Origin of the sequence: Megasphaera stantonii (assembly GCF_025567065.1) — a bacterium.
Classification (GTDB): domain Bacteria; phylum Bacillota; class Negativicutes; order Veillonellales; family Megasphaeraceae; genus Megasphaera; species Megasphaera stantonii.
This window is the reverse complement of the sequence record NZ_JAOQKD010000009.1, coordinates 1-23,704: the sequence shown is the minus strand read 5'-3', so window position 1 is coordinate 23,704 and position 23,704 is coordinate 1. Positions and strand designations below refer to the sequence as shown.

Sequence of the window (23,704 nt, the reverse complement as noted above, 5' to 3'; positions counted from 1 at the left end):
GTAACCGTGAATAAGGAATTGCTCAATGCTATTGCGTTTTTGTCTAAAGAAAAAGGGGTTTCGACAGACGTCATCTGCGACTCCCTGGAAGCCGTGCTGATTACGGCCTATAAGAAGGAGCCGGAAGCCAACCCCCTGGCCGACGTAGAGCTGAATCGGGAAACGGGCGATTACCGCATCGTAGCGGCGAAAACCGTCGTGGAAGACGTCGTCAACGACCATGGGGAAATCTCCCTGGCAGACGCCCGCAAGCTGAACCCGGAATACGAAGTCGGAGACGTAGTCAACGTCGACGTAACGCCGTCCAACTTCGGCCGCATCGCCGCCCAGGCGGCCAAGCAGGTCATGATCCAGCGCCTCCGCGAAGCGGAACGGAGCATCGTCTACGACGAATTTTACAATCGTACGGACGACATCATTACCGGCTTGATTCAGCGGATTGAAAACAAGAACGTCTATGTCGACTTGGGCAAGGCCGAAGCGATTCTGCCGGCGTCGGAACAGATTCCGACGGAAACCTACACGGTCGGCCAGCGCATCAAATGCTATGTCGTAGAAGTGCGCAAGACGACGAAAGGCGCGCAGATCCTCGTATCGCGTACCCATCCTGGCTTATTGAAGCGGCTCTTCGAGCTGGAAGTGCCGGAAATTTACGAAGGCGTGGTGGAACTGAAATCCGTAGCCCGCGAACCAGGCCGCCGTTCCAAGATCGCCGTGTATTCCCGCGATGAAAATGTCGATTCCGTCGGCGCCTGCGTCGGCCCGAAAGGGAGCCGCGTACAGAATATCGTGACGGAACTGCAGAACGAAAAAATTGATATCGTCAAATGGGACGAAGACCCGGCCGTGTACATCGCCAATGCCCTGAGCCCGGCTCAGGTCGTTTCCGTTACCGTCGACGAAGGAGAAAAGGCGTCGAGCGTCGTCGTTCCCGATTATCAGCTGTCCCTGGCCATCGGCAAGGCCGGCCAGAACGCCCGCTTGGCGGCCAAGCTGACGAATTGGAAAATCGATATTAAGAGTGAAAGCCAGGCCGCTGCCCTTGCCAGCGAAGAATCTTCTTCGGCTGATGAAGAAGTGGAACAGGAAGACATCCTGAGCGAATTGGATATGCCGGCGGCTGAAGACGGACAAGGCGAAGCCTGAGGAGGTATAGATGAAAAAGAAAAAAATACCTCTGCGAGTCTGTGCAGGCTGTCAGGAACAGAAGAGCAAGAAGGAAATGATCCGCGTCGTCCGCACGCCGGAAGGCGCCGTGGAAATCGACAAGACCGGCAAGAAATCCGGGCGGGGCGTGTATATCTGTCAGAATTCGGCCTGCCTGGAAAAAGCGTATAAAGAACATCGTCTGGAACGGTCTTTAAAGACGAAGGTGTCCGACGAAATTTATGAAAGCCTGCGGCAGGAATTGTCATGACCGCGCAGGAACGGATCGGCAATCTGCTTGGCCTTGCCTGCCGGGCCCGCAAGACGATTTGCGGCGATTTCGCGGCGGAGAAGCATTTGAAGAACCATACAGTTCCCATGCTGTTTTTGGCAGCAGACGGCGGAGCCGACAACGTGGAAAAGTACCGCCGCCTGGCAGCGCGCAAGGGGATTGCCGTTGTAGATATATTGACGAAGGAAGAGCTGGGCAGGGCCGTCGGAAAGATGCAGAACGTCGTCGTTCTGCTGACGGACGCCGGTTTTGCCAAGGCTGTAGATAAAGTGTTGAGAACGACTGAAAAGGGGGTAACTAGATGACAAAACGTGTATACGAAGTTGCAAAAGAATATGGCGTATCCGCCAAAAACGTCATCAAAGTGTTAGGCGATCATAATATCAAAGCTGGTAATTTTACGGGCATCGACGATTCGATGAGAGCCATATTAGATAAATCCTTTAAGGAACCCAAGAAGGCTGAAAAGCCGGCAGAACAAAAAAAAGGAATGGAAGGAACTGGCCGCAAAGTGAACGATAACAACCGCGCTAAGCAAGCGAAACCGCAGGAAGGACAAAAACAAGGAAATTCCCATAAGCAAAATCGTCCTGAACAGGGAAACAACGCCAAAAAGCAGGCTCAGCCGGCGCGGAACGGCAATAAAAATCAGCAGAGCGGTTCATCCGGCCAGAATCATCAGAACAATCGCGGCCAGGACAACAAGAAAAACGCCGGACAGCAGAACGCAAAGTCGTCCGGCAATCAGAACAACCGTCAGAATGGGAATCAGCAAAATAAGCAGAACCAGCAGAACAACGGCGGCAAGCGGACGAAGTTCTTCGGCCGTTCTTCGCAAAACGGCGACGAAGGGCAGAATGCCGGCCGCAGCGACAATAAGAAAAATAAGCGCAACCAGAATAACAATAACCCCAACGGCAAAAACAACAGACCTCACACACTTTTATCTAACGTGTTGAACAAAGGCAAAAATAAAAATAACAAGAACAACAAGAAGCAGGGCGGCCATCACGATATGGGCGGCGGCGAACCGGCGAAGAAAAAGAATTACCCCACGTCTATCGAGCTGCCGGAAACGATTATCGTCAAGGATTTCGCGGAAAAGCTGGGCCGCGAAGTCGGCGAAGTCATTAAAAAGCTGCTCATGGGCGGCATTATGGCGACGATCAATCAGGAAATCGACTTTGAAACGGCTTCTTTGATTGCCGACGAATTCGGCGTAACCGTTACGCAGGAAGCGCCTCCGGAAGATCCGACGGAAATCGAAGAAATCGTCGACGCGCCGGAAACGCTGAAGGTCCGTCCGCCTGTCGTTACGATTATGGGCCACGTCGACCACGGCAAGACGAGCCTCCTCGACGCGATTCGCCAGACGAACGTGACGAGCCACGAAGCTGGCGGCATTACGCAGCATATCGGTGCTTACCAGGTACGCTACAACGGCAAGAAGATTACCTTCATGGATACGCCGGGTCACGAAGCCTTTACGGCTATGCGCGCCCGCGGCGCCCAGGTTACGGATATCGCCGTCCTCGTCGTCGCGGCGGACGACGGCGTTATGCCGCAGACGGTCGAATCCATTAACCACGCCAAATCGGCCGGCGTTCCCATCATCGTCGCCATCAACAAAATCGATAAGGAAAGCGCCAATCCGGAACACGTCATGCAGCAGCTGACGGAATACGGCTTGATCAGTGAAGAATGGGGCGGCGACACGATTATGGTTCCCGTGTCGGCTCATAAGAAAATCGGCCTCGACGACTTGCTGGAAAACATCCTCGTCCTGGCGGAAGTTTCCGAATTGAAGGCCAACCCGAACCGTCCGGCCCAGGGCGTCGTCATCGAAGCGAAGCTCGACAAGGGCCGCGGCCCCGTCGCGTCCGTCCTGATCCAGAAGGGCACGCTCCACGTCGGCGACACGATTATCGTCGGTCCCTGCTTCGGCAAGGTCCGCGCCATGAACAACGAACGGGGCGAACGGGTTAAGAAAGCCGAACCGTCTATCCCTGTGGAAATCCTCGGCCTCAACGACGTGCCCGAAGCCGGCGATATCCTCGACGTGACCGATGAAAAGACGGCCCGCAGCGTAGCGGAAAAACGAATGGAAAAGAAACGTTCGTCGGCCCTCCACGTCAATGCGAAGGTAACTCTCGACGATTTGTTCAACCAGATTCAGCAGGGCGAATTGAAAGAACTGCCCCTCATCATTAAGGGGGACGTACAGGGTTCTGTCGAAGCCCTGAGCCAGTCCCTGCTCAACATTAAGAGCGACGAAGTGCGCATCGCCATCGTCCATGCCGGCGTCGGCGCTATTTCCGAATCGGATATCATGCTGGCCTCGGCATCCAACGCCATCATCATCGGCTTCAACGTCCGCCCGGACGCGGCGGCCCGCAAGGCGGCGGAACACGACAACGTCGACATGCGCATGTACCGCGTTATTTACGACGCCATCAACGACGTGGAAGCGGCTATCAAAGGGATGCTGGAAAAGAAATATGAAGAACACATTATCGGCCGCGCCGAAGTCCGCAAGGTCATTACGACGCCGAAGGTCATCGTCGGCGGTTCCTACGTCAAGGAAGGCAAGATTACGAACAACGCTAAGATCCGCCTGATCCGCAACGGCATCGTCATTCATGACGGCGAAATCGACGGACTGCGCCGCTTTAAAGACGACGTCAAGGAAGTGGCTTCCGGATACGAATGCGGCATTACCCTTGAAAAATACCGCGACATCAAGGAAGGCGACGAAATCGAAGCCTATGAAATGGTGGAAGTCGCGCCGGAATAATAAAGTGAGGAAATACATATGGGAGAATTGCGAGTCCGCAAAATACAAGAATTCATCAAGCAGGAAGTTTCCAACATCCTGCTTCGAGAATTAAAAGATCCGCGCCTCGGCTTCGTCACTGTGACGGACGCGCGGATTACCGGCGATTTGCGCGAAGCGACGGTATACGTCAGCCTCTTTGGCAAGGCTGAGGAAAAAGAAAATACCCTGAAAGCGCTGAAAAACGCGACGGGCTATATCCGCACGGAAGTGGGCCGCCGCTTGGGCATACGCTATTCGCCGACTATTGAATTTAAAGAAGATACGTCTCTCGATTACGGCATGAAAATCGATAAAATACTTCGTGATATAGAAAAAAAGGACTGAGTTTCATGAATTGTTCATCTCAGGAAGTACGCCGTATTCTGGAACAGCATGACCGCATCGTGCTGACTGCTCACGTCAGCCCCGATGGCGACGCTATAGGCAGCCTGCTGGCGATGCAGGAATGGCTGGAAGGCCTGGGCAAGGAGGTTGTCGTGGCCGTGGACGACGACATAGACGACAAGTTTTTCTTTCTGCCGCTGGCGGAACAGATACGGCGTCCCGACCAGGTGCAGACCGACGCCTCCTGGCTGACCGTCGTGCTCGATGCGACCGGCATGGATCGCATCGGCGCGGCTGATGCCTTGGCGAAGGGGAAGGTCCTGAATATTGACCATCATATTTCCAACCTCCATTTTGCCGATTGGGAATATGTGCGGCCGGACTGCGCTGCAACGGGCGAGATTTTAACCGAACTGTTGGCGGACTGGCAGGCCGAATTTTCGCCGTCTATGGCAAACGCCTTGTACATGGCCATCGCGACGGACTGCGGGTTCTTTAAATTCAGCAATACGACGGGCCATACCTTGCGGATGGCGGCGTTGCTGGTCGAAGCCGGTGCGCAGCCGAACGTCGTTTCCGAGCATTTGGAAGCCCGGTCTTTGGCAAAGCTTCAGGCCTTGTCGGAGGTGCTGCGCCATATTGAATTGTTCGGTGAGGGACAGGTTGCCTGTCTTTCGTTTACGCCGGACTTGCTGCAGTATACGGGCGAGCATACGGGAAGCTATATTGACTACATCCGCACGATTCAGGGCGTCGACGTGGCTTTTACGGTAAAGTACGTCGGGGCGGAAGAAACGCGGGTCAGCCTGCGGTCTAAGCGAGCCGATGTCAACGCTGTCGCTTCCATGTTCGGCGGCGGCGGCCACGTGCGGGCAGCAGGCTGCACCGTGGCGGCGCCGCTGGAAGAAGCAAAAAAAATGATAGTGAAGGAACTTTTAAAAGTAAAATGATAAATGGAATCGTCAATGTATTAAAAGCGACAGGAATGTCGAGCCATGACGTAATCGGCCAGATGCGCCGCATATACGGGATGAAGAAGATTGGCCACGCCGGAACGCTGGACCCTTTGGCTGCCGGCGTGCTTCCCGTGTATCTGGGTCAGGCGACGCGGCTGATTGAATATGGAGACAACGGGATAAAGACATATCATGCAGAGTTTGCTTTAGGCTTTGCTACGGATACGGAGGACAGCACCGGCGAAGTCGTCGCCAGCGCTGCTGTCCCCGATTTGTCTGCTGAGGATATATCCTCCGTGCTGGCGTCGTTCTGCGGCGATATCGAGCAGACTCCGTCCCGTTATTCCGCCATCAATGTTAATGGCGTCAAAGCGTATAAGCTGGCCAGACAAAACGCTGATTTTACATTGCCGGGCAGGCGGGTCACGATATATGAGATCCGCCTTTTGTCGTATCAAAACGGACGGGGCGTCATTGCCGTGACATGCTCTAAGGGGACCTATATCCGCTCGCTCATCCGCGATGTCGGCGAAGCGCTGGGGACTTATGCCTGCATGACTTATCTTGTCCGCGTCCGGGCCGGCGTTTTTGATATTGCACAGGCAGCTTCGCTGGAAGAATTGGAAGCCGATCCGCAGGCCTATATCCTGCCTGCCGACATGGCGATTCAAGACCTTCCTAAGGCGGTTTGTACGGCGGAAAAGTGTGCCCGCCTCCTGCAGGGCCGCGCGGTGCCCTTTGCCGGCAAGGGGCTCGCCCATGGCGACGTGCTGCGGGTCTATACGCCGGAACGAAAATTGGCCGGCATTGCTCATTTCGATAAAGAACATCATGTCATACGTCCGCATAAGATGTTTGCCGACGTACTGTGAGGTAATTATACGATGCAACTATTCCATTCTTTTCAGGAAGTAACGAATTGCCAAGGCGCCGTCGTTGCGCTGGGGACCTTTGACGGCGTGCATCTGGGCCATCAGAAGGTCATGCGTACGGCTATCGACAAGGCGGCGGAAACGGGCGGCAAATCTGTTGTCGTCACCTTCGCAGCCCATCCTCTTTCCGTGTTGTGCCCGGAAAAAGAGCCGATACGGCTGGCTACGGTCGAGCAGAAAATCCAATATATTGCCGGAGTCGGCATCGACGCCCTGGTGCTGCTGCCTATGACCCGGCATCTTCTCGACGAAACGCCGGAGGAATTTTGCCGGCAGCTGCTGGAATATCTCTGCCCGGCGGCTATCGTCGTAGGGGAGAACTTTACGTACGGCGCAAAAGCCGCGGGGAATACGCAGACGCTGCGCGAGTTCATGGCGGGACATCATATTCCCGTCATGGCCCTGACGCTGCTGGAACGGCCGGGCCGGTCCACGCCGATCAGCAGCACGGTCATCCGCCGCCTGGTCACGATGGGGCACATGGAAACGGCAGAAGCCCTGCTGGGGCATCCCTTCGCCCTGCAGGGGAAGGTCGTACAGGGCGACCGCCGGGGACGGCTGATCGGGTTTCCAACGGCTAATATGCTGATACCGCCGCAGATGGCCGTGCCGCCTGACGGCGTATATATAACGGAAGTAGAATGGCAGGGCCAGCTGCTGCCGGCCATGACGAATATCGGCGCCAATCCGACCTTTGCCCACCAATACCGCCGCATAGAAACGCACATCCTGCAATGGAGCGGCGATATGTACGACGAGGACATCGTCGTTCGCTTCCGGAAGCGGCTGCGCCCGGAAATCCGCTTTGACAGCAAAGAAGAGCTCATAGAGCAGATGGAAGAAGATAAACGTAAAACTTTAATCTATTTCTCATCTAACGATAATTGAAAGAAACTCATATTAATGATATAATAATGACATAGGGAAACAGGGGACATTTAATCATTAAGGAGTGATTGGTAATGAAATTTTCAGACCTCGCTATGGGCTTAAAGGCTTCGGAAATCCGTGAATTGCTTAAGTTGACGACTATGCCGGAAGTAATTTCCTTCGCCGGCGGCTTGCCTGCGCCGGAATTATTCCCGCTGGAAGAATTAAAGAAAGTCGACGTAGAAATTTTGAGCAAAGAAGGCCAGCTGGCTGTACAGTACGGAACGACGGAAGGCTACCTGCCTCTCCGCGAAAAAATTGCCGCTCGCATGAAAAAGGCTTTCCAAGTCGACTGCACGCCCGAAGAAATCGTCATTACTTCAGGTTCTCAGCAGGGCCTGTCCTTATTGGCGCAGATTTTCCTCAATAAAGACGACGTCATTTTAGTAGAAAGCCCGACGTATTTAGGCGCTATCAACGCCTTTAAGCTGTGCGATCCGAAATTCGTCGAAGTTCCGACGGATGAAAAAGGCATCATTCCGGAAGAATTGGAAAAGATTTTGGCCGAATACGGCGACCGTGTCCGCTTGATGTACGTTATTCCTGAATTCCAGAACCCGACGGGCATTACGTGGCCGATGGAACGCCGCAAAGCCTTTATGGATATCGTCAACAAGTACGATTTCCCCGTCATTGAAGACGATCCGTACGGCGAACTCCGTTATGACGGCGACGTCGTGCCATCCTTGAAATCCATGGATACGAAAGGCAATATCATCTTCCTGGGTTCCTTCTCGAAGATTTTCATGCCTGGTCTGCGCGTAGCCTGGATGGTTGCCGATCCCGTTATCATTGACAAGGTTGTCAAATTGAAACAGGCCGTCGATCTCCAGTCTTCGTCCTTTGCACAGCGTCAGGCGTCGTACTTCATCGATATGTTCGATTTGGATGCTCACGTTGAAAAGATCAAAGCTCTCTATGGCAAACGCCGTACCCTCATGTATGATTCCATGAAGGAATATTTCCCCGAAGGCGTTACCTTTACGTATCCGGAAGGTGGCTTATTCACTTGGGTAACCTTGCCTGAAAACATGGATGCAAAAGAAATTATGCCGAAGGTATTGGAAAAGAACGTTGCGTACGTTCCGGGCGGCCCGTTCTATCCGAACGGCGGCAATGCAAACCACTTCCGCCTCAACTATTCCAATATGCCGGAAGACCGCATTGTAGAAGGCATTAAACGCTTAGGCGCAGTATTGAAAGAAGAAATGGGCAAATAAGTTGCACCCTGAAAGAAACGCGACGCGTCACGAAAGCGTGTAGACTGACAAAAGGCTTATAGGGCCTGCACGTATGCAGGTCTTGTAAGCCTTTTTGATGTTTTGCAGTATGGGACGTGGGCATGTATACGGTATGCGCATATTTTGTTTGACTTGTTTGTATAATCATTGTAAAATGATAATGCACGTATATTGATTTGGCTCAAGCTGAATCTGCATTTTTTTGTTGCAGGCGCATTCGTATCATAGTGAGCTGAATAAGCGATACGGTGCGTTTTTTATATGAAAGACGAGTATCGCCTCGTTGCGGTGCAACGGCGACACTACGTGTATAGTTTGGAGGCCTTATTGATAATGGATCAGCTTCAGCAGTTATGCAGACAAGTTCGAAAGGACGTCGTCGAGGCTATTTATTTAGCCGGCTCCGGCCATCCCGGAAGCTCTCTGTCGGCTGTGGAGATTCTGGTAACGCTGTATTTCACCGACTTGCTTCGGTGTATTCCGCAGCAGCCGAAATATGAGGGGAGAGATCGGTTTATCTTATCGAAAGGCCATGCGGCTCCGGCATATTACAGCGTATTAGCCCATAAGGGATTTTTCCCCTTAGACTGGCTGCCGACGCTGCGTTCTTTAGGCAGCCCGCTGCAGGGACATCCGAATATGGTCAAGCTGCCTTGTCTCGATTGCGCCGTCGGGTCCTTGGGACAGGGATTGTCCATTGCCAACGGCATTGCCTGGGCTTTGAAATACCGTCATGAAACGCCTCATGTGTTCTGCCTTATCGGCGACGGCGAACAGCAGGAAGGGCAGATTTGGGAAGCGGCGGCCTTTGCGGCCCATCATCATCTGGATAATGTCTGCCTTATCGTAGATTGCAACGGCATGCAGCTTGTCGATTCGCTGAAAACAATCAAGGATTTACAGCCCTTTGACGCCAAGTGGAAGAGCTTTGGCTGGAATGTCATGACTGTTGATGGACATGATATAGATAAACTCTATCAAGTATTGTCGGAAGCGAAGGCCCATACAGGATGTCCGACTGTCGTCCTGGCCCAGACTATAAAGGGAAAGGGCGTGTCATACATGGAGAACAAGGCCGACTGGCATGGCACGGCGCCGAATGAAGCGCAGTATGCGGCCGCCATGAAGGAATTATCTCAGGAGGTGCTGTAATGGAGTGTATACCTATGCGCGACGGTTACGGAAAGGCGCTGCTGGAATTATGCCGCCTTCACGATAACGTCATCGTCATGGATGCCGACGTGGCAAAATCGACGCGAACCGACTGGGTGCGTACAGCCTATCCGCAAAAATATCTGAATGTAGGCATTTCGGAACAGGATTTAGTCGGCACGGCTGCCGGCATGTCCCTGACGGGGTTCGTCCCATTCGTGTCTACGTACGGCGTGTTTCTGACTGGCCGGGCGTGGGAACAGATCCGCAATACGGTCGGGTATAATCGCCTGAACGTCAAATTGGGCGGCGCTCATGCCGGCATTTCCGTAGGACCCGACGGCGGGACCCATCAGGCCCTGGAAGACGTGGCGCTCATGCGGACGATCCCCAATATTATGGTCGTCGTTCCCTGCGATTATAAGGAAACGTATAAGGCGACGATGGCCGTATACGATATGACAGGGCCTTCGTATATCCGCTTCAGCCGTAATCCCGTGCCCGTCGTCACCGATGACGACACGCCCTTTACGATTGGAAAGGTCTCTGTATTCCGGAAGGGGACGGACGTTACAATTTTTGCCAATGGCATCATGGTGTATCAAAGCCTGGAAGCGGCGAAGGCCTTGGCCCGTGAAGGCGTTTCCGTACAAGTCGTCAACGTCCATACGGTCAAGCCCTTGGATGAAGACGGCATCGTATCCTGCGCCGCCGCGACGGGAGCCGTCGTCGTATGCGAAGAGCACCAGCGCATCGGCGGGCTGGGAAGCGCTGTATGCGAATGCCTGGCTCAGCGCTGCTGCGTGCCTGTCGAATTGGTCGGCATTCGCGACCGGTTCGGCGAGTCGGGCCGGCCAAACGAATTGCTGGAAGCTTACGGCTTAGGTCCCAGCCACGTGGCAGAGGCTGTCAGGGCTGTATTGAAACGAAAATAGAAAAAAGCTGTCATGAAGGAGAGGTTCTGCATCATGACAGCTTTTTATTAATAGGATAGATTTTTTCTGAACTGCAGAATCGCCCGGCTGGGGATTTGCGCGGAGAAGATGCCGATGGTCATGAGGACGCAGCCCATGAACTCGCGCATGCTCATCCATTCGCCGAGCAGAAGCACGCCGGCCAACGCGCCGAAAATCATTTCGAAACTGCAGAGGAGCGATGCCTCCGTCGGCGGGACCTTGCGCTGGGCGACGATTTGCAGGGTATAGCCGACGCCGCTGGATAAAATGCCGCAGTAGAGGATGGGTACCGCCGAGGCGACGATCATGGCGAGGGTCAGCGTTTCTCCGTAAAAGGGCATAGCGATAAAGTTGTAGCAGCCGCAGGCGATAAATTGGCCGACAGCCAGCTTGATGCCGGAAAAATACGGTACGAACCGGTCGATGAATAAAATGTGCAGGGACCAGAAGACGACGCCGATGAGATTCAGCAGGTCGCCGAAGTTGACGGCATCGCCGCTGCCGTGAAAAGCCAGCAGATATAGTCCCGACACGGCAATGAGGCAGCCGAGGATATGGGCCAGGCGCAGTGTATTTTTCATCAAGAGGCCGATCAGGGGGACGGCTACGATATACAGGGACGTGATAAATCCCGCTTTGCCGGCCGTAGTATAAATGAGTCCAACCTGCTGAAGGGAAGAGCCGGAAAACAGGAAAAATCCCAGAATCGCGCTGGCCGTTACGAGGGTCAGCCCCTTAGGCGGAGCCGCGTAGGTTTCCTTGTCCTTGCGGCGATTCATATACAGTACGGGAAAGAGGGACAGCGCGCCCAGCCAGAACCGAAGTCCGTTGAAGGCGAAGGGGCCGATCGTTTCCATGCCCGTGCGCTGGGCTACGAAGGCGCAGCCCCAGACGAGGGCTGTGAGTAAAAGCATAAGTCGATATTTCACGTGCTGATGCTCCTTTCGTATAAAAATATGCAGAACGAATTTATTATACCATGAAACCTGCGGCGAATACAGGGGCCGCCGCAGCGCCGGCAGAACTGGCCGGGCAACGGAATGGCAAAATTTCATTGCTCCTATTCATTCATATGATGTATAATATACGTAGAATTAATTTGGAGGCGAGTGTATTGTATACTAATGCATTGCTGACGGACCTGTATCAGCTGACGATGATGCAGGGGCTGTTTTTAGAAGGCAAACACGAGCAGTACTGCGTGTTTGACCGGTATTACCGGAGCAATCCGTTCAACGGCGGCTATACTGTTGTCGCCGGGTTGGAACACTTGATCGACTATGTTTCCCGCATCCATTTCAGCGATGACGACATAGACTACTTGAAACAGACGGGGATTTTCTGCGATGAATTTCTCGAATATCTGCGGACCTGGTCCTTTACCGGTGACATCTACGCCATGCCGGAAGGCACCGTGGCTTTTCCGCAGGAAGTACTCCTGCGCGTTCATGCCAAAAAAGACGAATGCCTGCTCTTAGAAACGTGCATGTCCATGATCATGAACCATGAAAGCCTCATCGCCACGAAGGCCCGCCGCGTCCGTACCGTCGCCGGCAAAGATGCGCTGATGGAATTCGGCCTGCGCCGGGCGCAGGGAGAATCGGCCGGCGTGTACGGCGCCCGTTCGGCAATGATCGGCGGCTTCAACGGCACGAGCAACGTGCTGGCCGGCGCATTGTTCCACATCCCTATTCTGGGGACGATGGCCCACAGCTGGGTTATGAGCTTTCCGACGGAGCTGGAAGCGTTCCGCGCCTACGCCCGGCAGTATCCGAACAACCTCATCCTGCTGGTCGATACGTACAATACTCTCAAGCAGGGCGTGCCCGACGCCATTACGGTTTTCCAGGAAATGAAGGAAGCCGGTACGCTGCCTAAGTCTTACGGCATCCGCTTGGACAGCGGCGACTTGGCCTACTTGTCGAAGGAAGCCCGCCGGATGTTTGAGGAAGCCGGTTTCGGCGACGCCGTGATCGCTGCGTCGAACGACCTGGATGAAACGCTTATTTCCGAATTGAAGATTCAGGGCTGCGCTATCAATTCGTGGGGCGTCGGCACCAATCTGATTACGGCGAAGGGCAGCCCGTCCCTGGGCGGCGTATTCAAGCTCGTCGGCCAATACGACGGCGATGCCTTCGTGCCGAAAATCAAGATGAGCGACAACGCCGAAAAAATTTCGAATCCAGGGATCAAAAACGTCCTGCGCATTTACGATAAAAAGACGGGCAAGATGAAGGCGGACATCATCGCGTTGGAAGGAGAAACGATCGATCCGACGCAGGACCTGCATTTGACCAGCGACAAAGCGCCGTGGCGGTCGCGGCTGATTCCGGCCAATTCCTTTGAAGTCAAGACGATGCTCCGGCCGATTTTCCTGAAAGGGAAGCTGGTCTACGACCTGCCGTCCTTGTCGGATATCATCGCCTATGCGGACGAACAGATGGACAGCCTGTGGCCTGAATACCAGCGCCTCGTCAACCCGGAAGAAATGTGGGTACAGCGCAGCGCTAAGGTTTCGGCATTGCGGGAAAAGGTTTTGAAAGAAGAATCGCTGCATTTCTTTTAAGCAGCATGAATAGGACACTGCATATTCCGGCCAACGGGATGTGCAGTGTTTTTTTATGGCATAGGCGGACTCTTGCGTACTATGATATAATACATCATATATGCGTTTCTTGTAGTTGAAATAAGAAGGTGGACGAATGAAAGGGACGATTTTGGGCGATATTGTCGGTTCGCCTTATGAATTTTGCGCAAGTCCGGTTAAGACAAAGGATTTTGTCTGGTTTGCCGAGGGTTCGCGGTTTACGGACGATACGGTGACGACTGTAGCCGTCGCGGCGGCCTTAGCTGAAGGAAAGGAATCGCGCTGCGGGTATATCGGGCCGCTGCGGCGGCAGCTGAAATACTGGTGCCGCCGATACCCAAACGCTGGATTTGGCCGGCAGTTTGCCTGCTGGTTTTCGTCGGACGACAGCGCGCCGTACGGAAGTTATGGCAACGGTGCGGCCATGCGCGTAGCGCCTGCCGCTTGGGTCGGCCGTTCGTTGGACGAGGTGCAGGCCCTGGCGGAAATTACGGCCCTCGTCACGCACGACCATCCCGAAGCCGTTCAGGGAGCCGTCGCCGTGGCGTCTGCCATATATTTAGCCCGCACTGGAAGCAGTAAAGACGATATCCGCGCCTACATGCGGCAGTATTTCTATCCCTTGACGGCTTCTCTTGATGAAATACGGCCCGGGTATACCTTTACCTGCCGGACGGCGGACAGCGTGCCGGAAGCAATAGAAGCGTTTTTGGAAAGCGGCAGCCTGCAAGAGGCGATTAGCAACGCCGTATCCCTCGGAGGCGATACGGATACGCAGGCGGCTATAGCCGGATCCATTGCCGAGGCGTTTTACGGCGTGCCCGACCGGCTGTGGCAGAAGGCCTGGTCCTACTTGCCGAAGGATATGCAGTCTGTCGTCATAGCTTTTGAAGGGCAATATATGAAGTAAGGATCGATACCATGAACAATACAGAACTGTTAACGAAATATGAAAGGCTGCGCTCTATCGTCGCCGATATGGAAAGCGTCGTCGTCGGTTTTTCCGGCGGCGTAGACAGCACCTTTTTGACTTCTGTCGCCTGGGACGTATTAGGCGATAAGGTTTTGGCCGTAACGGCTGTGTCGCCGACTTTGCCTGAAGGAGAGGAACGCGCGGCCTGCCAGATGGCGGCGCAGATGGGAGTCCCCCATGTCGTCATGCCGTCGCAGGAGTTTGAAAATGAGGAATTTGTCAAGAATCAGCCGGACCGCTGCTATATCTGCAAGAAAATACGTTTTACTGCGTTAGCGGCCTTGGCGAAGGAGCGCCAGTACCGGTGGGTCGCCGACGGCAGCAACGTCGACGATTTAGGCGATTACCGTCCCGGCATGAAGGCGCTGAAAGAATTGTCCGCCGTCGTGCGCAGTCCCATGGTGGAGGCGGGGCTGACGAAAGGGGACATACGGGAGCTTTCAAAAATGCTTGGACTGCCGACGTGGAACAAGCAGAGCGCGGCCTGCCTGGCCAGCCGGATTCCCTATGGCGTGCCCTTATCGCCCCAGCGTCTGCGCCAGGTCGACCAAGCCGAGGCGTACATCGCTCCCTTTGTGAAGGGTTCATTGCGCGTGCGCCACCACGGTGACGTCGCCCGTATCGAAGTAGGACAAGGCGAAATCTCCGCCGTGCTGCAGCATAGAGCTGAGATCGTTCAGGCCCTGCGCGGCTATGGATTTACTTACGTGACCGTCGATTTGGGCGGATATGCCATGGGAAGCTTAAACGAAGGAATCGAGACGAGGGAGGAAACATAAATGGCAATTACGAAGAAAATAAAGCAGGAAATGCTGCAGCGGTTTCAGGATCAGTACGGCATCATGAAGCCGGCTCTGCATTATACGACGCCTTTCGAGCTCATGATAGCCGTCATCTTATCGGCCCAGTGTACGGACGAACGGGTAAACATCGTCACGGCCGGCATGTTTCCGGAATATAACACGCCGGAAAAGATGCTGACCCTGGGCCTGGAAGGTCTGGAAGAAAAAATACGTACCTGCGGCCTGTATCACAGCAAGGCCAAGAACATCTTAGCCAACTGCGCTATCTTGTGCGAACAGTACGGCGGCGAAGTGCCTCAGACCTTTGACGAACTGGTCAAGCTGCCCGGCGTAGGTCGCAAGACGGCGAACGTGCTGGTCAGCATCTTATTCGACACGCCGGCCATCGCCGTGGACACGCACGTATTCCGTGTGTCCAACCGCTTGCAGCTGGCCGAGGGAAAGACGCCTCTGGAAGTCGAAAAGGGCTTGCAGAAAGCTATTCCCGAAGAATGGTGGAGCCGGGCTCATCACTGGCTCATCTGGCATGGCCGCCGCGTATGTAAGGCCCGCAAGCCGGCCTGCGACGACTGTTTCCTGGCCGACCTGTGTCCTGCCTCGTCAATTGACAAAAAAGCTAAAACTCGGTAAGATAGAACATGCTTAGGCTACAGCCATTTTAATAATGGGGGAGGGTTCATTCAATATGGATTTAAAATACGTAAAGGGCAGCTATATGGATGAAATCATGTGTGAAGGCAAGCCGGTCTTGTTCATGCTGGAAGGGTTGGAAGAAGGCCGGGACGAAGAAGCTCGCCGCTATGGCGAACACGTATGGGAATGGATTTTGGCGCACCGCTCCCGCGTTATGGCCCACGCGCCCCTCATCGCTAATTTTAAAAATAAAAAATGGCGGGCTGACGGAGAGCCCGAAGTGTCGGCAGAAGAAATCTGCGGCTACCTGCAGCGCATCAATTCTGTATATGTAACTTATAACGGCGGCTTTGATATCTTCTTCGATACGCACAACGTCTTTGAGGAACGGTCTATCGTCGTTTCTATGGGCAAAAACTTCGTCTTTAAAGGCGTTAAGCTTCTTTAATATATTGTCGAAATACGAGTGATGTGATACAATAAAAACAGTCTTGACAGTGAGGTGAAAGATAATGGCAAAACATATCATTACGATTAATACGGAATCGATTCAGAAAACGACGCAGCATGCTGGCTGCAGCGAATGTCAGACTTCTTGTCAGTCCGCTTGCAAAACGTCCTGCACCGTAGGCAATCAGGTCTGCACGAAATAATCAACATTGTTTATGAGGACGCCCTTTACCGTCAGGTAAAGGGTATTCTTGTTGTATGGAGGAATAATGACTACGATAAAACCGATGATTCACAAGTATTGTCAAAACGGCACGTACATGTTGCTGGACGTCAACAGCGGCATTATCAACGTAATAGATAAGATGACATATGATATTCTCGACGTATACGACGGAACGAATAAAGATGCGGTGTACGCGGCCTTCGCCGGCACGTATGCCAAAGAAGACATAGAGGAAACGCTGGGCGAGCTGGACGAGCTCATCGAAAAGGAGCTGCTCTTTGCGCCTATGGCCGAAGACTTCAAGGTCGTCGCCGAAGAGGAACCTATCGTGAAATCCCTGTGCTTAAATATTGCTCACGACTGCAACCTGCGCTGCAAATATTGCTTCGCGTCGCAGGGCGACTACGACACGCATAAGCGGGAGCTCATGAGCTTCGACGTCGCGAAACGGGCCGTCGACCTGCTTATCCGCAGTACCGAAGGGAAGCGGCAGCACTGTGAAATCGACTTTTTCGGCGGAGAACCGCTCATGAATTTCGACGTCGTCAAGCAGACGATCGAATACATCCGCGAGCAGGAAAAAATCCACGATAAAGTCTTTAAGCTGTCTCTGACGACGAACGGCATGCTGCTAGACCCGGCCAAGGTCAAATACCTGACGGAAAATCACATCAGCCTGATCCTGAGCCTCGACGGCCGTCCGGAAGTGCACAACCGCATGCGTCCCGACGCCGGCGGCCGCGGCTCCTATGATTCGTGCGCTAAAAATCTCGTCTACGCGGCGGAGCACCGCGACGGCGAAGAATACTACGTCCGCGGCACCTATACGAAATACAACCTGGACTTTGCCAAAGACGTGGAACACATGGCCGATTTAGGCTTTGAAGGCCTGTCTATGGAACCTGTCGTAGGCGACGATTTGTCCTATGCCATTACGGAAGATGATTTGCCCCGCATTTATGAAGAATACGATCGCCTGACAGATTTATATTTGCAGCGCATGGATGAAGGCCGCCCTTTTATCTACTACCACTTCATCATGGACTTGTACCGCGGGCCCTGTATTGCCAAGCGTCTCCGAGGCTGCGGCGCCGGCCATGAGTATATGTGCGTCGTGCCGAACGGCGACATATATCCCTGCCACCAGTTCGTAGGCCAGGACGAGTACGTCATCGGCAATGTATATGACGGCGTTACGGATACAAAACTGCCGCCCTTGTTCCGCGATATGCACGTCCTCAACAAGCCGATTTGCTGCGACTGCTGGGCAAAATTCTTCTGCAGCGGCGGCTGCCATGCCAACAATATCAAATACGGCGGAGATATCAAAATGCCGTATGCCCTGAGCTGCAAGATTCAGAAGAAGCGCATTGAATGCGCCATGTACATCCAGGCCGTATTAGCCATGCGCGGCCAAAAGGCCCGCTTATTCGGCGACGACCGGGATGACTGCGAAGGATGCGGCGCCTGTGAATAATCTGAAACGAGGTCTGGTGTTCGTCGTATTTCTCTATCTCCTGTATGCGATTGCGAAAGAGGGGCCGACGACGGAATTGGTCGGACTGCTCTTGCTGCTGGCTTTTGTCTTTGTCATGCAGTGGTGGATGAAGAGCGACCTTCGCAGGCGAATGAAAGAAAAACAAAAAGATAACATACCATAGGATGTCCGTATGTGACGCGCAGGAAGAACGCCGATTTTTCCTGCGCGTTTTTGTATTCGGAAAGAACGGCGCATTTCTTGAAAGTGGATATAGAAAATAAAATATAAAAAAAGTCTACTGATTTTGTTGACTTTATGATAAAACAGGAGTATGCTATGGATGTAAGCAAAAGTGCATCGTAAAGGTGTACTTTTAATTTGGAGTAATTGTATATTATTTATAGACGCGCAGGAGTGAAGCATTATGGCAGAATTATTAAACATAGAAGGGCTGAAAGTAGAAGTTGAAGGAAAGGAAATCTTAAAGGGATTGGATTTAACCGTTCGTGCCGGCGAAGTTCACGTCATCATGGGAACGAACGGCGCAGGGAAATCGACGTTGTTCAACGCCGTCATGGGGCATCCGAAGTATACCGTTACAGGCGGCAGTATTTTCTTCGAAGGAAAGGATATTACGCGCATGCCCGTAGACGAACGGGCTAAGGCGGGAATTTTCATGGCTTTCCAGGCGCCCATTGCCGTGCAGGGAATTTCTGTGGAGAACTTTACCCGCAGCGCTAAGAGCACGATAAGCGGCGAAACGCAGCGCATCATGCCTTTCCGTAAAAAGCTGAAAGCGCAGATGGAAGAACTGAAAATGGACAGCTCTTATGCTTCCCGCTACGTCAACGACGGATTTTCCGGCGGCGAACGAAAGAAGACGGAAATCCTTCAAATGTGCATGCTGGAACCGAAGCTGGCCATGCTGGATGAAATCGACTCGGGTCTTGATGTCGATGCCGTCCGCGTCGTGTCGCAGACCGTGGCGAAATACCACGACGAGGGGAATGCTCTCATGGTTATTACGCATCACAGTGAAATTTTGCAGGGCCTTCAGCCGGACGTGGTTCATGTCCTTATCGACGGAAAAATCGTCAAGTCCGGCGGTCCGGAATTGATCCAAGTCATCGAGGAAAAAGGCTACGACAGCTTTAGATAAAGAGAAAGGCAGGTACCATGTCATGACTACTATGGCTAATGCGGCGGAACAGAAGCGGAAAGACGAACGCAGGACGATCGAAGCGTTTTCTGATTTCAGCAATATATATAACTTTAAAAAGGACTTTACCTATTCCTATAAAACCCAGGCCGGCTTGACGGAAGACATCGTCCGGACTATTTCGGCAGAAAAAAAAGAACCGAAATGGATGCTCGATTTCCGTTTGAAATCGCTGGATATTTTTCACCATCTGGAATATCCTGTTTGGGGTCCCGATATCAGCGAACTCCATATGGACGACATCGTTACCTATGTTCGGCCCAATACGCAGATGAAAGCCAGCTGGGACGACGTGCCTGACGACATCAAGGATACCTTCGACCGGCTGGGGATTCCCGAGGCGGAAAAAACATCCCTGGCCGGCGTAGGGGCCCAGTACGATTCGGAAGTCGTATATCACAGCATTCAGGAAGAACTGGTGCAGCAGGGCGTAATCTACACGGACTTTGAAACGGCACTGCGGGAATATGAGGATATCATTCGGGCTCATTTTATGAAGCTCGTGCCGCCGACGGATCATAAGTTTGCCGCTCTCCACGGAGCCGTCTGGTCCGGCGGTTCCTATGTATACGTGCCGGCCGGCGTAGACGTATCCATTCCGCTGCAGAGCTATTTCCGCCTGAACGCGCCTGGAGCCGGTCAGTTTGAACATACGCTGATTATCGTGGAAAACGGCGCGAAGGTGCATTTCATCGAAGGCTGTTCAGCGCCGAAATACAACGTAGCCAATCTCCACGCCGGCTGCGTCGAATTGTTTGTCGGCGATGGCGCGTCGCTGACCTACTCGACTATAGAAAACTGGTCGAAGAATATGTATAACTTAAATACGAAACGAGCGATTGTCGGCCGAAACGGCACGATCAACTGGGTGACAGGGTCCTTTGGTTCCCATACATCCTGCCTGTACCCCATGAGTATCCTGCAGGGAGAAGGAGCGCACTGCGAATTTACAGGCGTTACCTTTGCCGGGAAAGGGCAATATCTCGATACGGGATCGAAGGTAGTCCACAACGCGCCGAAGACGACGAGCAATATCAATTCCAAGTCCATCAGCAAGGACGGCGGCGTCTGCATTTACCGCGGCAGCGTCGTCATCAATCCCCGCGCCGAGGGGGCGAAGGCCAACGTCAGCTGCGAATCGCTGATGCTGGATGAACAGTCGCAGTCCGATACGATTCCGGCCATTGTCGTCAAGAACGACAACGTCGATCTCGGCCATGAAGCGTCTATCGGCCGCATTTCCGACGAAGCCGTTTTCTATCTCATGAGCCGCGGCCTCAGCGAAGATGAAGCTAGGGCGATGCTGGTCAAGGGCTTCGTAGAACCTGTTTCCAAAGCTCTTCCGCTGGAATACGCCGTAGAGATGAATAATCTGATTAACCTCGAATTAAAAGGGTCATTGACCTAAGGAGGGGAGATATACATGAACGTAAAGACAAAACCTGTGATGCAACTATATAATGAGCTTCCCCGGCCCACATTTCGGACAATAAAAGTCAATAACTTGGAGCTTGAACCTCTGCCGGAACGGCCATCGGGCAGATATACGCCGCAGCATCAGCGTGAAGGGGACATTTCCCTATATTTTTATCAGGGAAACGGCATGCCCGACCTGGGAGAGTTTCAAGGGGCCAATGCCGAAGCGCTGGAACGGGCCCTGCGCCATGCCGATAAGGGATGCGCCATTGAAGCCGAAGCGGGAGCCAAGGGGACGGCCCGCTTAGTATATGAAGTAAACGACGACCATCCGACGTTGAACCGGCAGCTTCGCATTACGGCCGGAGCTGGCAGCGACGTAACAGTATATTTAGTATTTGAAGGCGGCGCCGCTGGCGGCGAGGTAAACTTCCTGCATTACATCCGTGCAGAGGCAGGCGCTCATGTCAAAATCGTGAAGGTACAGCTTCACGAAGGCAATGTCCGCCACATCGAGCACCGGTATGCCGAAACTGCCGAAGGCAGTTCCGTCGAATACGTCAGCGCCGAGCTGGGGGCAAAGGAAGCCGTCGTATATTACAAAACGGATCTCCTGTACGATGAAAGCTCCTTTGACAGCAAAAGCTTGTATTTAGGCAAAGATAAGCAAATCGTCGATTTTTCCTACTGGATTCCCATGCAGGGCAAAAAGACGAAAGCCGACGTCGCCATAGCGGGGGCTTTGCAGGACGAAGCGAAAAAAGCTTTTCGCGGCACTATCGATTTCCTGCGGGGAAGCAAAAAGGCCGTCGGGTCTGAAGCCGATACGTGCATTCTCCTGAGTCCTAAAGTCCATTCGATTTCCGTGCCCCTACTGCTGTGCAAGGAGGACGACGTCGTCGGCAATCATGCTTCCAGCGCCGGGCAGATTGACGAGGACACGCTGTTTTATCTCATGAGCCGCGGCTTCGACTATCAAGGCGCCCAGGCGATTATCGTCGAGTCCCATATCCGTCCTGTTGTCGACGCCTTAGGCGACGGCGCGCTGGCGGAGCGGGTGCTCCAAACCGTGCGAGAACGGATGAATTCCCAAGGATAGAAAGGTGATAGCTATGCTGAATGTACGCAATGATTTTCCCATTTTAACGAAACGGCACAACGGCCATCAGCTCGTGTATCTCGACAACGCGGCGACGACGCAGAAACCGCGGCAGGTCATTCAGGCCGTCGTCGATTTTTTAGAAAACCACAACGGCAACCCCCATCGCGGCGCTCATATCCTCAGCGTCGAAGCGTCGGAAGCCTATGATCAGGCGCGGGAGGCCGTGCGCCGGTTCATCAACGCACGCAGCGGCGAAGAAGTCATTTTCGTACGCAATGCGACGGAAGGGATGAATCTCATCGCTCGGAGCTACGGCGAAACGCACTTGCAGAAGGGAGATAAAATTGTCATCCCTATTTCAGAGCACCATGCCAACCTCGTGACATGGCAGCGGGTCTGCCGTGTGACCGGCGCAGAGCTGGTATACATGTATCTCGACGAAACAGGTCATTTTACGGAAGACGATTTGGCCAAGATTGATAGATCTGCTAAAATCGTAGCCTTCGCCGGCGTCAGCAATGTGTTGGGCATGAAGGTGCCGGCTGAAAAAATCATTGAACGAGCCCACGCCGTCGGAGCCGTCGTCGTGTATGACGGCGCGCAGGCGGTGCCGCATATGAAAGTCGACGTACAGGCGCTGGACTGTGATTTCATGGTCTTTTCCGGACACAAGATGCTCGGCTCTGCCGGTACGGGCGTCGTCTACGGCAAAAAAGAACTTCTTAATGACATGGAGCCCTTCCTGCTGGGCGGGGACATGATCGAATATGTACAGGAACAAACGACGACCTTCAACGTATTGCCTTTTAAATTTGAAGCCGGCACGGAAAACGTCGAAGGCGCCGTGGCCCTCCATGCGGCCATTGAGTATCTCGAACGCTTGGGCTGGGAGGCTATTGAAGAACACGAACATGCCTTAGTCGTCCGGGCTTTGGAGGGGATGAAGAAGATTCCGCACATCCGCATTATCGGCAGTACGGACCCGGAAGAAAAGACCGGCGTCATCGCCTTCATGATAGACGGCGTCCATCCCCACGATGCGGCGACAATTCTTGACAGCTACGGCATCGCTATCCGTTCCGGCCATCACTGCGCCCAGCCTTTCGGCGCTCATATCGGCGCGGAAGCGTCGAACCGCATCAGCTTCTACATCTATAATACGATAGAAGAAGTAGACTATTTCCTGGAAACGCTGCCCTTAGTGCGCAGGCAGATGGGCTACAAGGACTGAGGAGGCGGACGATATGGAAGCAATGAACGAGTTATATTCTGATATTATTTTAGAACATAACCAGCACCAGGAAAATAAGCGCTTGCTGAAGATCTATACGATGGAAGAACGAGGCCATAACCCGAGCTGCGGCGACGACATTACGCTGCAAGCCAATATCCGGGACGGCGTCATCGTCGATGCGGCCTACACCGGCCACGGCTGCGCTATCAGCCAGGCGTCGGCAGATATTATGATAGATATCATCAAGGGGAAATCGGTAAAGGAAGCTCTCCGCCTAGTCGATTTATTCTTGGAAATGATTAAGCGGAATATTACCGATGAAGACCAGCTGGAGGAATTGGAAGACGCCATAGCTCTTAAAAATATTTCTAATATGCCGGCCCGCGTCAAATGCGCCGTCTTAGCATGGCATACGCTGAAAGAAGCCGTCGAACGCGGCGAGATACAATAATTGCCGGCCTTTTAAACTGAGTATACATGCCGCCTTCAATTGCGTTATGAGAAAATGCATTGGAGGCGGCATACTTTTTTTGAAAAACGTATTGACAACAGGACGAAAAGAGGATATACTAAACAAGCTGTTGCGGCAGGGCGCCGCGGCAGGCCGGATAGCCGGTTTGCTTGAAAAGAACTTCAAAAAAAGTGCTTGACAAGCCCGAACGAGTCTGGTAAGATATACAAGTCGTCGCGAGACGGCATGGCCTTTGAAAACTGAACAGTGTGATACGAAACAATACGCCAGAGTGCGAGGTCTTAGCAATAAGATTTCAAAACAGGTAATACCAATAATAAGTAAGAACGAGCAATCAGCTCTTC

General features: G+C 53.2%; 25 protein-coding genes. 24 read left to right on the top strand and 1 reads right to left on the bottom strand.

Annotated features, from left to right (window positions below):
- Positions 1-6: 6 nt before the first annotated feature.
- From nusA to OCV58_RS06510, 11 genes are all read left to right on the top strand, one after another.
- Positions 7-1,146 carry a transcription termination factor NusA gene (gene nusA / locus OCV58_RS06560; RefSeq protein WP_154877329.1) on the top strand — a complete coding sequence of 380 codons (1,140 nt, stop codon included), beginning with the start codon at positions 7-9 and terminating at the stop codon, positions 1,144-1,146.
- Between the two features lie 10 nt (positions 1,147-1,156).
- On the top strand, positions 1,157-1,417 hold the full coding sequence (gene rnpM / locus OCV58_RS06555; protein WP_087476958.1) for an RNase P modulator RnpM: 261 nt from the start codon (positions 1,157-1,159) through the stop codon (positions 1,415-1,417).
- The gene (locus tag OCV58_RS06550; RefSeq protein ID WP_154877328.1) at positions 1,414-1,743 is read left to right on the top strand and encodes a L7Ae/L30e/S12e/Gadd45 family ribosomal protein; all 330 of its coding nucleotides are present in this window, start codon (positions 1,414-1,416) and stop codon (positions 1,741-1,743) included. The genes rnpM and OCV58_RS06550 overlap by 4 nt, the downstream gene beginning before the upstream one ends.
- Positions 1,740-4,232 carry a translation initiation factor IF-2 gene (gene infB, locus OCV58_RS06545; RefSeq protein ID WP_107196648.1) on the top strand — a complete coding sequence of 831 codons (2,493 nt, stop codon included), beginning with the start codon at positions 1,740-1,742 and terminating at the stop codon, positions 4,230-4,232. The genes OCV58_RS06550 and infB overlap by 4 nt, the downstream gene beginning before the upstream one ends.
- An 18-nt stretch (positions 4,233-4,250) precedes the next feature.
- Positions 4,251-4,598, top strand: a complete 348-nt coding sequence (gene rbfA / locus OCV58_RS06540; RefSeq protein WP_087476961.1) for a 30S ribosome-binding factor RbfA — start codon at positions 4,251-4,253, stop codon at positions 4,596-4,598.
- A gap of 5 nt (positions 4,599-4,603) precedes the next feature.
- The gene (locus OCV58_RS06535; RefSeq protein ID WP_154877327.1) at positions 4,604-5,548 is read left to right on the top strand and encodes a DHH family phosphoesterase; all 945 of its coding nucleotides are present in this window, start codon (positions 4,604-4,606) and stop codon (positions 5,546-5,548) included.
- Positions 5,545-6,426: a tRNA pseudouridine(55) synthase TruB gene (truB, locus tag OCV58_RS06530; protein WP_087476963.1), complete on the top strand. Its 882-nt coding sequence runs from the start codon at positions 5,545-5,547 to the stop codon at positions 6,424-6,426. Before OCV58_RS06535 ends, truB begins: the two co-directional genes overlap by 4 nt.
- Positions 6,427-6,438: 12 nt before the next feature.
- Positions 6,439-7,374 (top strand): bifunctional riboflavin kinase/FAD synthetase, encoded by a 936-nt coding sequence (locus OCV58_RS06525; protein ID WP_154877326.1) that lies wholly within the window; start codon positions 6,439-6,441, stop codon positions 7,372-7,374.
- 74 nt (positions 7,375-7,448) lie between these two features.
- A complete protein-coding gene (locus OCV58_RS06520; protein ID WP_087476965.1) occupies positions 7,449-8,636 on the top strand; it encodes an aminotransferase-like domain-containing protein in 1,188 nt (395 codons plus the stop codon).
- A 354-nt stretch (positions 8,637-8,990) separates the two neighbouring features.
- Complete coding sequence (locus tag OCV58_RS06515) at positions 8,991-9,809, top strand: transketolase (protein WP_154877325.1); 819 nt, start codon at positions 8,991-8,993, stop codon at positions 9,807-9,809.
- The gene (locus tag OCV58_RS06510; protein WP_087476967.1) at positions 9,809-10,744 is read left to right on the top strand and encodes a transketolase family protein; all 936 of its coding nucleotides are present in this window, start codon (positions 9,809-9,811) and stop codon (positions 10,742-10,744) included. The genes OCV58_RS06515 and OCV58_RS06510 overlap by 1 nt, the downstream gene beginning before the upstream one ends.
- Positions 10,745-10,791: 47 nt before the next feature.
- Here OCV58_RS06510 and OCV58_RS06505 read toward each other — a convergent pair whose 3' ends face one another.
- Entirely contained in the window at positions 10,792-11,694 is a 903-nt protein-coding gene (locus tag OCV58_RS06505) for a DMT family transporter (RefSeq protein ID WP_154877324.1), read from the bottom strand.
- Between the two features lie 185 nt (positions 11,695-11,879).
- Between OCV58_RS06505 and OCV58_RS06500 the strand changes: the two genes are divergently transcribed.
- The 13 genes from OCV58_RS06500 to sufU all read left to right on the top strand — a co-directional run bounded on the left by OCV58_RS06500 (position 11,880) and on the right by sufU (position 23,339).
- Positions 11,880-13,331: a nicotinate phosphoribosyltransferase gene (locus tag OCV58_RS06500; RefSeq protein WP_154877323.1), complete on the top strand. Its 1,452-nt coding sequence runs from the start codon at positions 11,880-11,882 to the stop codon at positions 13,329-13,331.
- A gap of 136 nt (positions 13,332-13,467) precedes the next feature.
- Entirely contained in the window at positions 13,468-14,262 is a 795-nt protein-coding gene (locus OCV58_RS06495; RefSeq protein ID WP_154877322.1) for an ADP-ribosylglycohydrolase family protein, read from the top strand.
- Between the two features lie 11 nt (positions 14,263-14,273).
- Positions 14,274-15,104, top strand: a complete 831-nt coding sequence (gene larE / locus OCV58_RS06490; protein ID WP_154877321.1) for an ATP-dependent sacrificial sulfur transferase LarE — start codon at positions 14,274-14,276, stop codon at positions 15,102-15,104.
- On the top strand, positions 15,105-15,758 hold the full coding sequence (gene nth / locus OCV58_RS06485) for an endonuclease III (protein WP_087476971.1): 654 nt from the start codon (positions 15,105-15,107) through the stop codon (positions 15,756-15,758).
- Between the two features lie 55 nt (positions 15,759-15,813).
- Entirely contained in the window at positions 15,814-16,209 is a 396-nt protein-coding gene (locus tag OCV58_RS06480; protein ID WP_154877320.1) for a hypothetical protein, read from the top strand.
- 64 nt (positions 16,210-16,273) lie between these two features.
- A complete protein-coding gene (gene scfA / locus OCV58_RS06475; RefSeq protein WP_087476973.1) occupies positions 16,274-16,414 on the top strand; it encodes a six-cysteine ranthipeptide SCIFF in 141 nt (46 codons plus the stop codon).
- 66 nt (positions 16,415-16,480) lie between these two features.
- Positions 16,481-17,914, top strand: a complete 1,434-nt coding sequence (gene scfB / locus OCV58_RS06470) for a thioether cross-link-forming SCIFF peptide maturase (RefSeq protein WP_154877319.1) — start codon at positions 16,481-16,483, stop codon at positions 17,912-17,914.
- The gene (locus OCV58_RS06465) at positions 17,907-18,098 is read left to right on the top strand and encodes a hypothetical protein (protein ID WP_154877318.1); all 192 of its coding nucleotides are present in this window, start codon (positions 17,907-17,909) and stop codon (positions 18,096-18,098) included. The genes scfB and OCV58_RS06465 overlap by 8 nt, the downstream gene beginning before the upstream one ends.
- Before the next feature lie 243 nt (positions 18,099-18,341).
- On the top strand, positions 18,342-19,076 hold the full coding sequence (sufC, locus tag OCV58_RS06460; RefSeq protein WP_087476976.1) for a Fe-S cluster assembly ATPase SufC: 735 nt from the start codon (positions 18,342-18,344) through the stop codon (positions 19,074-19,076).
- A 31-nt stretch (positions 19,077-19,107) separates the two neighbouring features.
- Positions 19,108-20,544, top strand: a complete 1,437-nt coding sequence (gene sufB, locus OCV58_RS06455; protein WP_154877358.1) for a Fe-S cluster assembly protein SufB — start codon at positions 19,108-19,110, stop codon at positions 20,542-20,544.
- A 96-nt stretch (positions 20,545-20,640) separates the two neighbouring features.
- Positions 20,641-21,651, top strand: coding sequence for a SufB/SufD family protein (locus OCV58_RS06450; RefSeq protein ID WP_233127993.1), 1,011 nt, complete (start codon positions 20,641-20,643; stop codon positions 21,649-21,651).
- A gap of 13 nt (positions 21,652-21,664) precedes the next feature.
- Positions 21,665-22,885 (top strand): aminotransferase class V-fold PLP-dependent enzyme, encoded by a 1,221-nt coding sequence (locus tag OCV58_RS06445; RefSeq protein WP_154877317.1) that lies wholly within the window; start codon positions 21,665-21,667, stop codon positions 22,883-22,885.
- A gap of 13 nt (positions 22,886-22,898) precedes the next feature.
- On the top strand, positions 22,899-23,339 hold the full coding sequence (sufU, locus tag OCV58_RS06440; RefSeq protein WP_095630381.1) for a Fe-S cluster assembly sulfur transfer protein SufU: 441 nt from the start codon (positions 22,899-22,901) through the stop codon (positions 23,337-23,339).
- Positions 23,340-23,704 lie beyond the last annotated feature (365 nt).

What these genes read in the sequence shown, in the direction of transcription:
- rnpM (WP_087476958.1), top strand. Translation starts at nt 1,157, where the DNA reads ATGAAAAAGAAAAAAATACCTCTGCGAGTCTGTGCAGGCTGTCAGGAA.
- OCV58_RS06550 (WP_154877328.1), top strand. Translation starts at nt 1,414, where the DNA reads ATGACCGCGCAGGAACGGATCGGCAATCTGCTTGGCCTTGCCTGCCGG.
- infB (WP_107196648.1), top strand. Translation starts at nt 1,740, where the DNA reads ATGACAAAACGTGTATACGAAGTTGCAAAAGAATATGGCGTATCCGCC.
- rbfA (WP_087476961.1), top strand. Translation starts at nt 4,251, where the DNA reads ATGGGAGAATTGCGAGTCCGCAAAATACAAGAATTCATCAAGCAGGAA.
- OCV58_RS06535 (WP_154877327.1), top strand. Translation starts at nt 4,604, where the DNA reads ATGAATTGTTCATCTCAGGAAGTACGCCGTATTCTGGAACAGCATGAC.
- truB (WP_087476963.1), top strand. Translation starts at nt 5,545, where the DNA reads ATGATAAATGGAATCGTCAATGTATTAAAAGCGACAGGAATGTCGAGC.
- OCV58_RS06525 (WP_154877326.1), top strand. Translation starts at nt 6,439, where the DNA reads ATGCAACTATTCCATTCTTTTCAGGAAGTAACGAATTGCCAAGGCGCC.
- OCV58_RS06520 (WP_087476965.1), top strand. Translation starts at nt 7,449, where the DNA reads ATGAAATTTTCAGACCTCGCTATGGGCTTAAAGGCTTCGGAAATCCGT.
- OCV58_RS06515 (WP_154877325.1), top strand. Translation starts at nt 8,991, where the DNA reads ATGGATCAGCTTCAGCAGTTATGCAGACAAGTTCGAAAGGACGTCGTC.
- OCV58_RS06510 (WP_087476967.1), top strand. Translation starts at nt 9,809, where the DNA reads ATGGAGTGTATACCTATGCGCGACGGTTACGGAAAGGCGCTGCTGGAA.
- OCV58_RS06495 (WP_154877322.1), top strand. Translation starts at nt 13,468, where the DNA reads ATGAAAGGGACGATTTTGGGCGATATTGTCGGTTCGCCTTATGAATTT.
- larE (WP_154877321.1), top strand. Translation starts at nt 14,274, where the DNA reads ATGAACAATACAGAACTGTTAACGAAATATGAAAGGCTGCGCTCTATC.
- nth (WP_087476971.1), top strand. Translation starts at nt 15,105, where the DNA reads ATGGCAATTACGAAGAAAATAAAGCAGGAAATGCTGCAGCGGTTTCAG.
- OCV58_RS06480 (WP_154877320.1), top strand. Translation starts at nt 15,814, where the DNA reads ATGGATTTAAAATACGTAAAGGGCAGCTATATGGATGAAATCATGTGT.
- scfA (WP_087476973.1), top strand. Translation starts at nt 16,274, where the DNA reads ATGGCAAAACATATCATTACGATTAATACGGAATCGATTCAGAAAACG.
- scfB (WP_154877319.1), top strand. Translation starts at nt 16,481, where the DNA reads ATGACTACGATAAAACCGATGATTCACAAGTATTGTCAAAACGGCACG.
- sufC (WP_087476976.1), top strand. Translation starts at nt 18,342, where the DNA reads ATGGCAGAATTATTAAACATAGAAGGGCTGAAAGTAGAAGTTGAAGGA.
- sufB (WP_154877358.1), top strand. Translation starts at nt 19,108, where the DNA reads ATGGCTAATGCGGCGGAACAGAAGCGGAAAGACGAACGCAGGACGATC.
- OCV58_RS06445 (WP_154877317.1), top strand. Translation starts at nt 21,665, where the DNA reads ATGCTGAATGTACGCAATGATTTTCCCATTTTAACGAAACGGCACAAC.
- sufU (WP_095630381.1), top strand. Translation starts at nt 22,899, where the DNA reads ATGGAAGCAATGAACGAGTTATATTCTGATATTATTTTAGAACATAAC.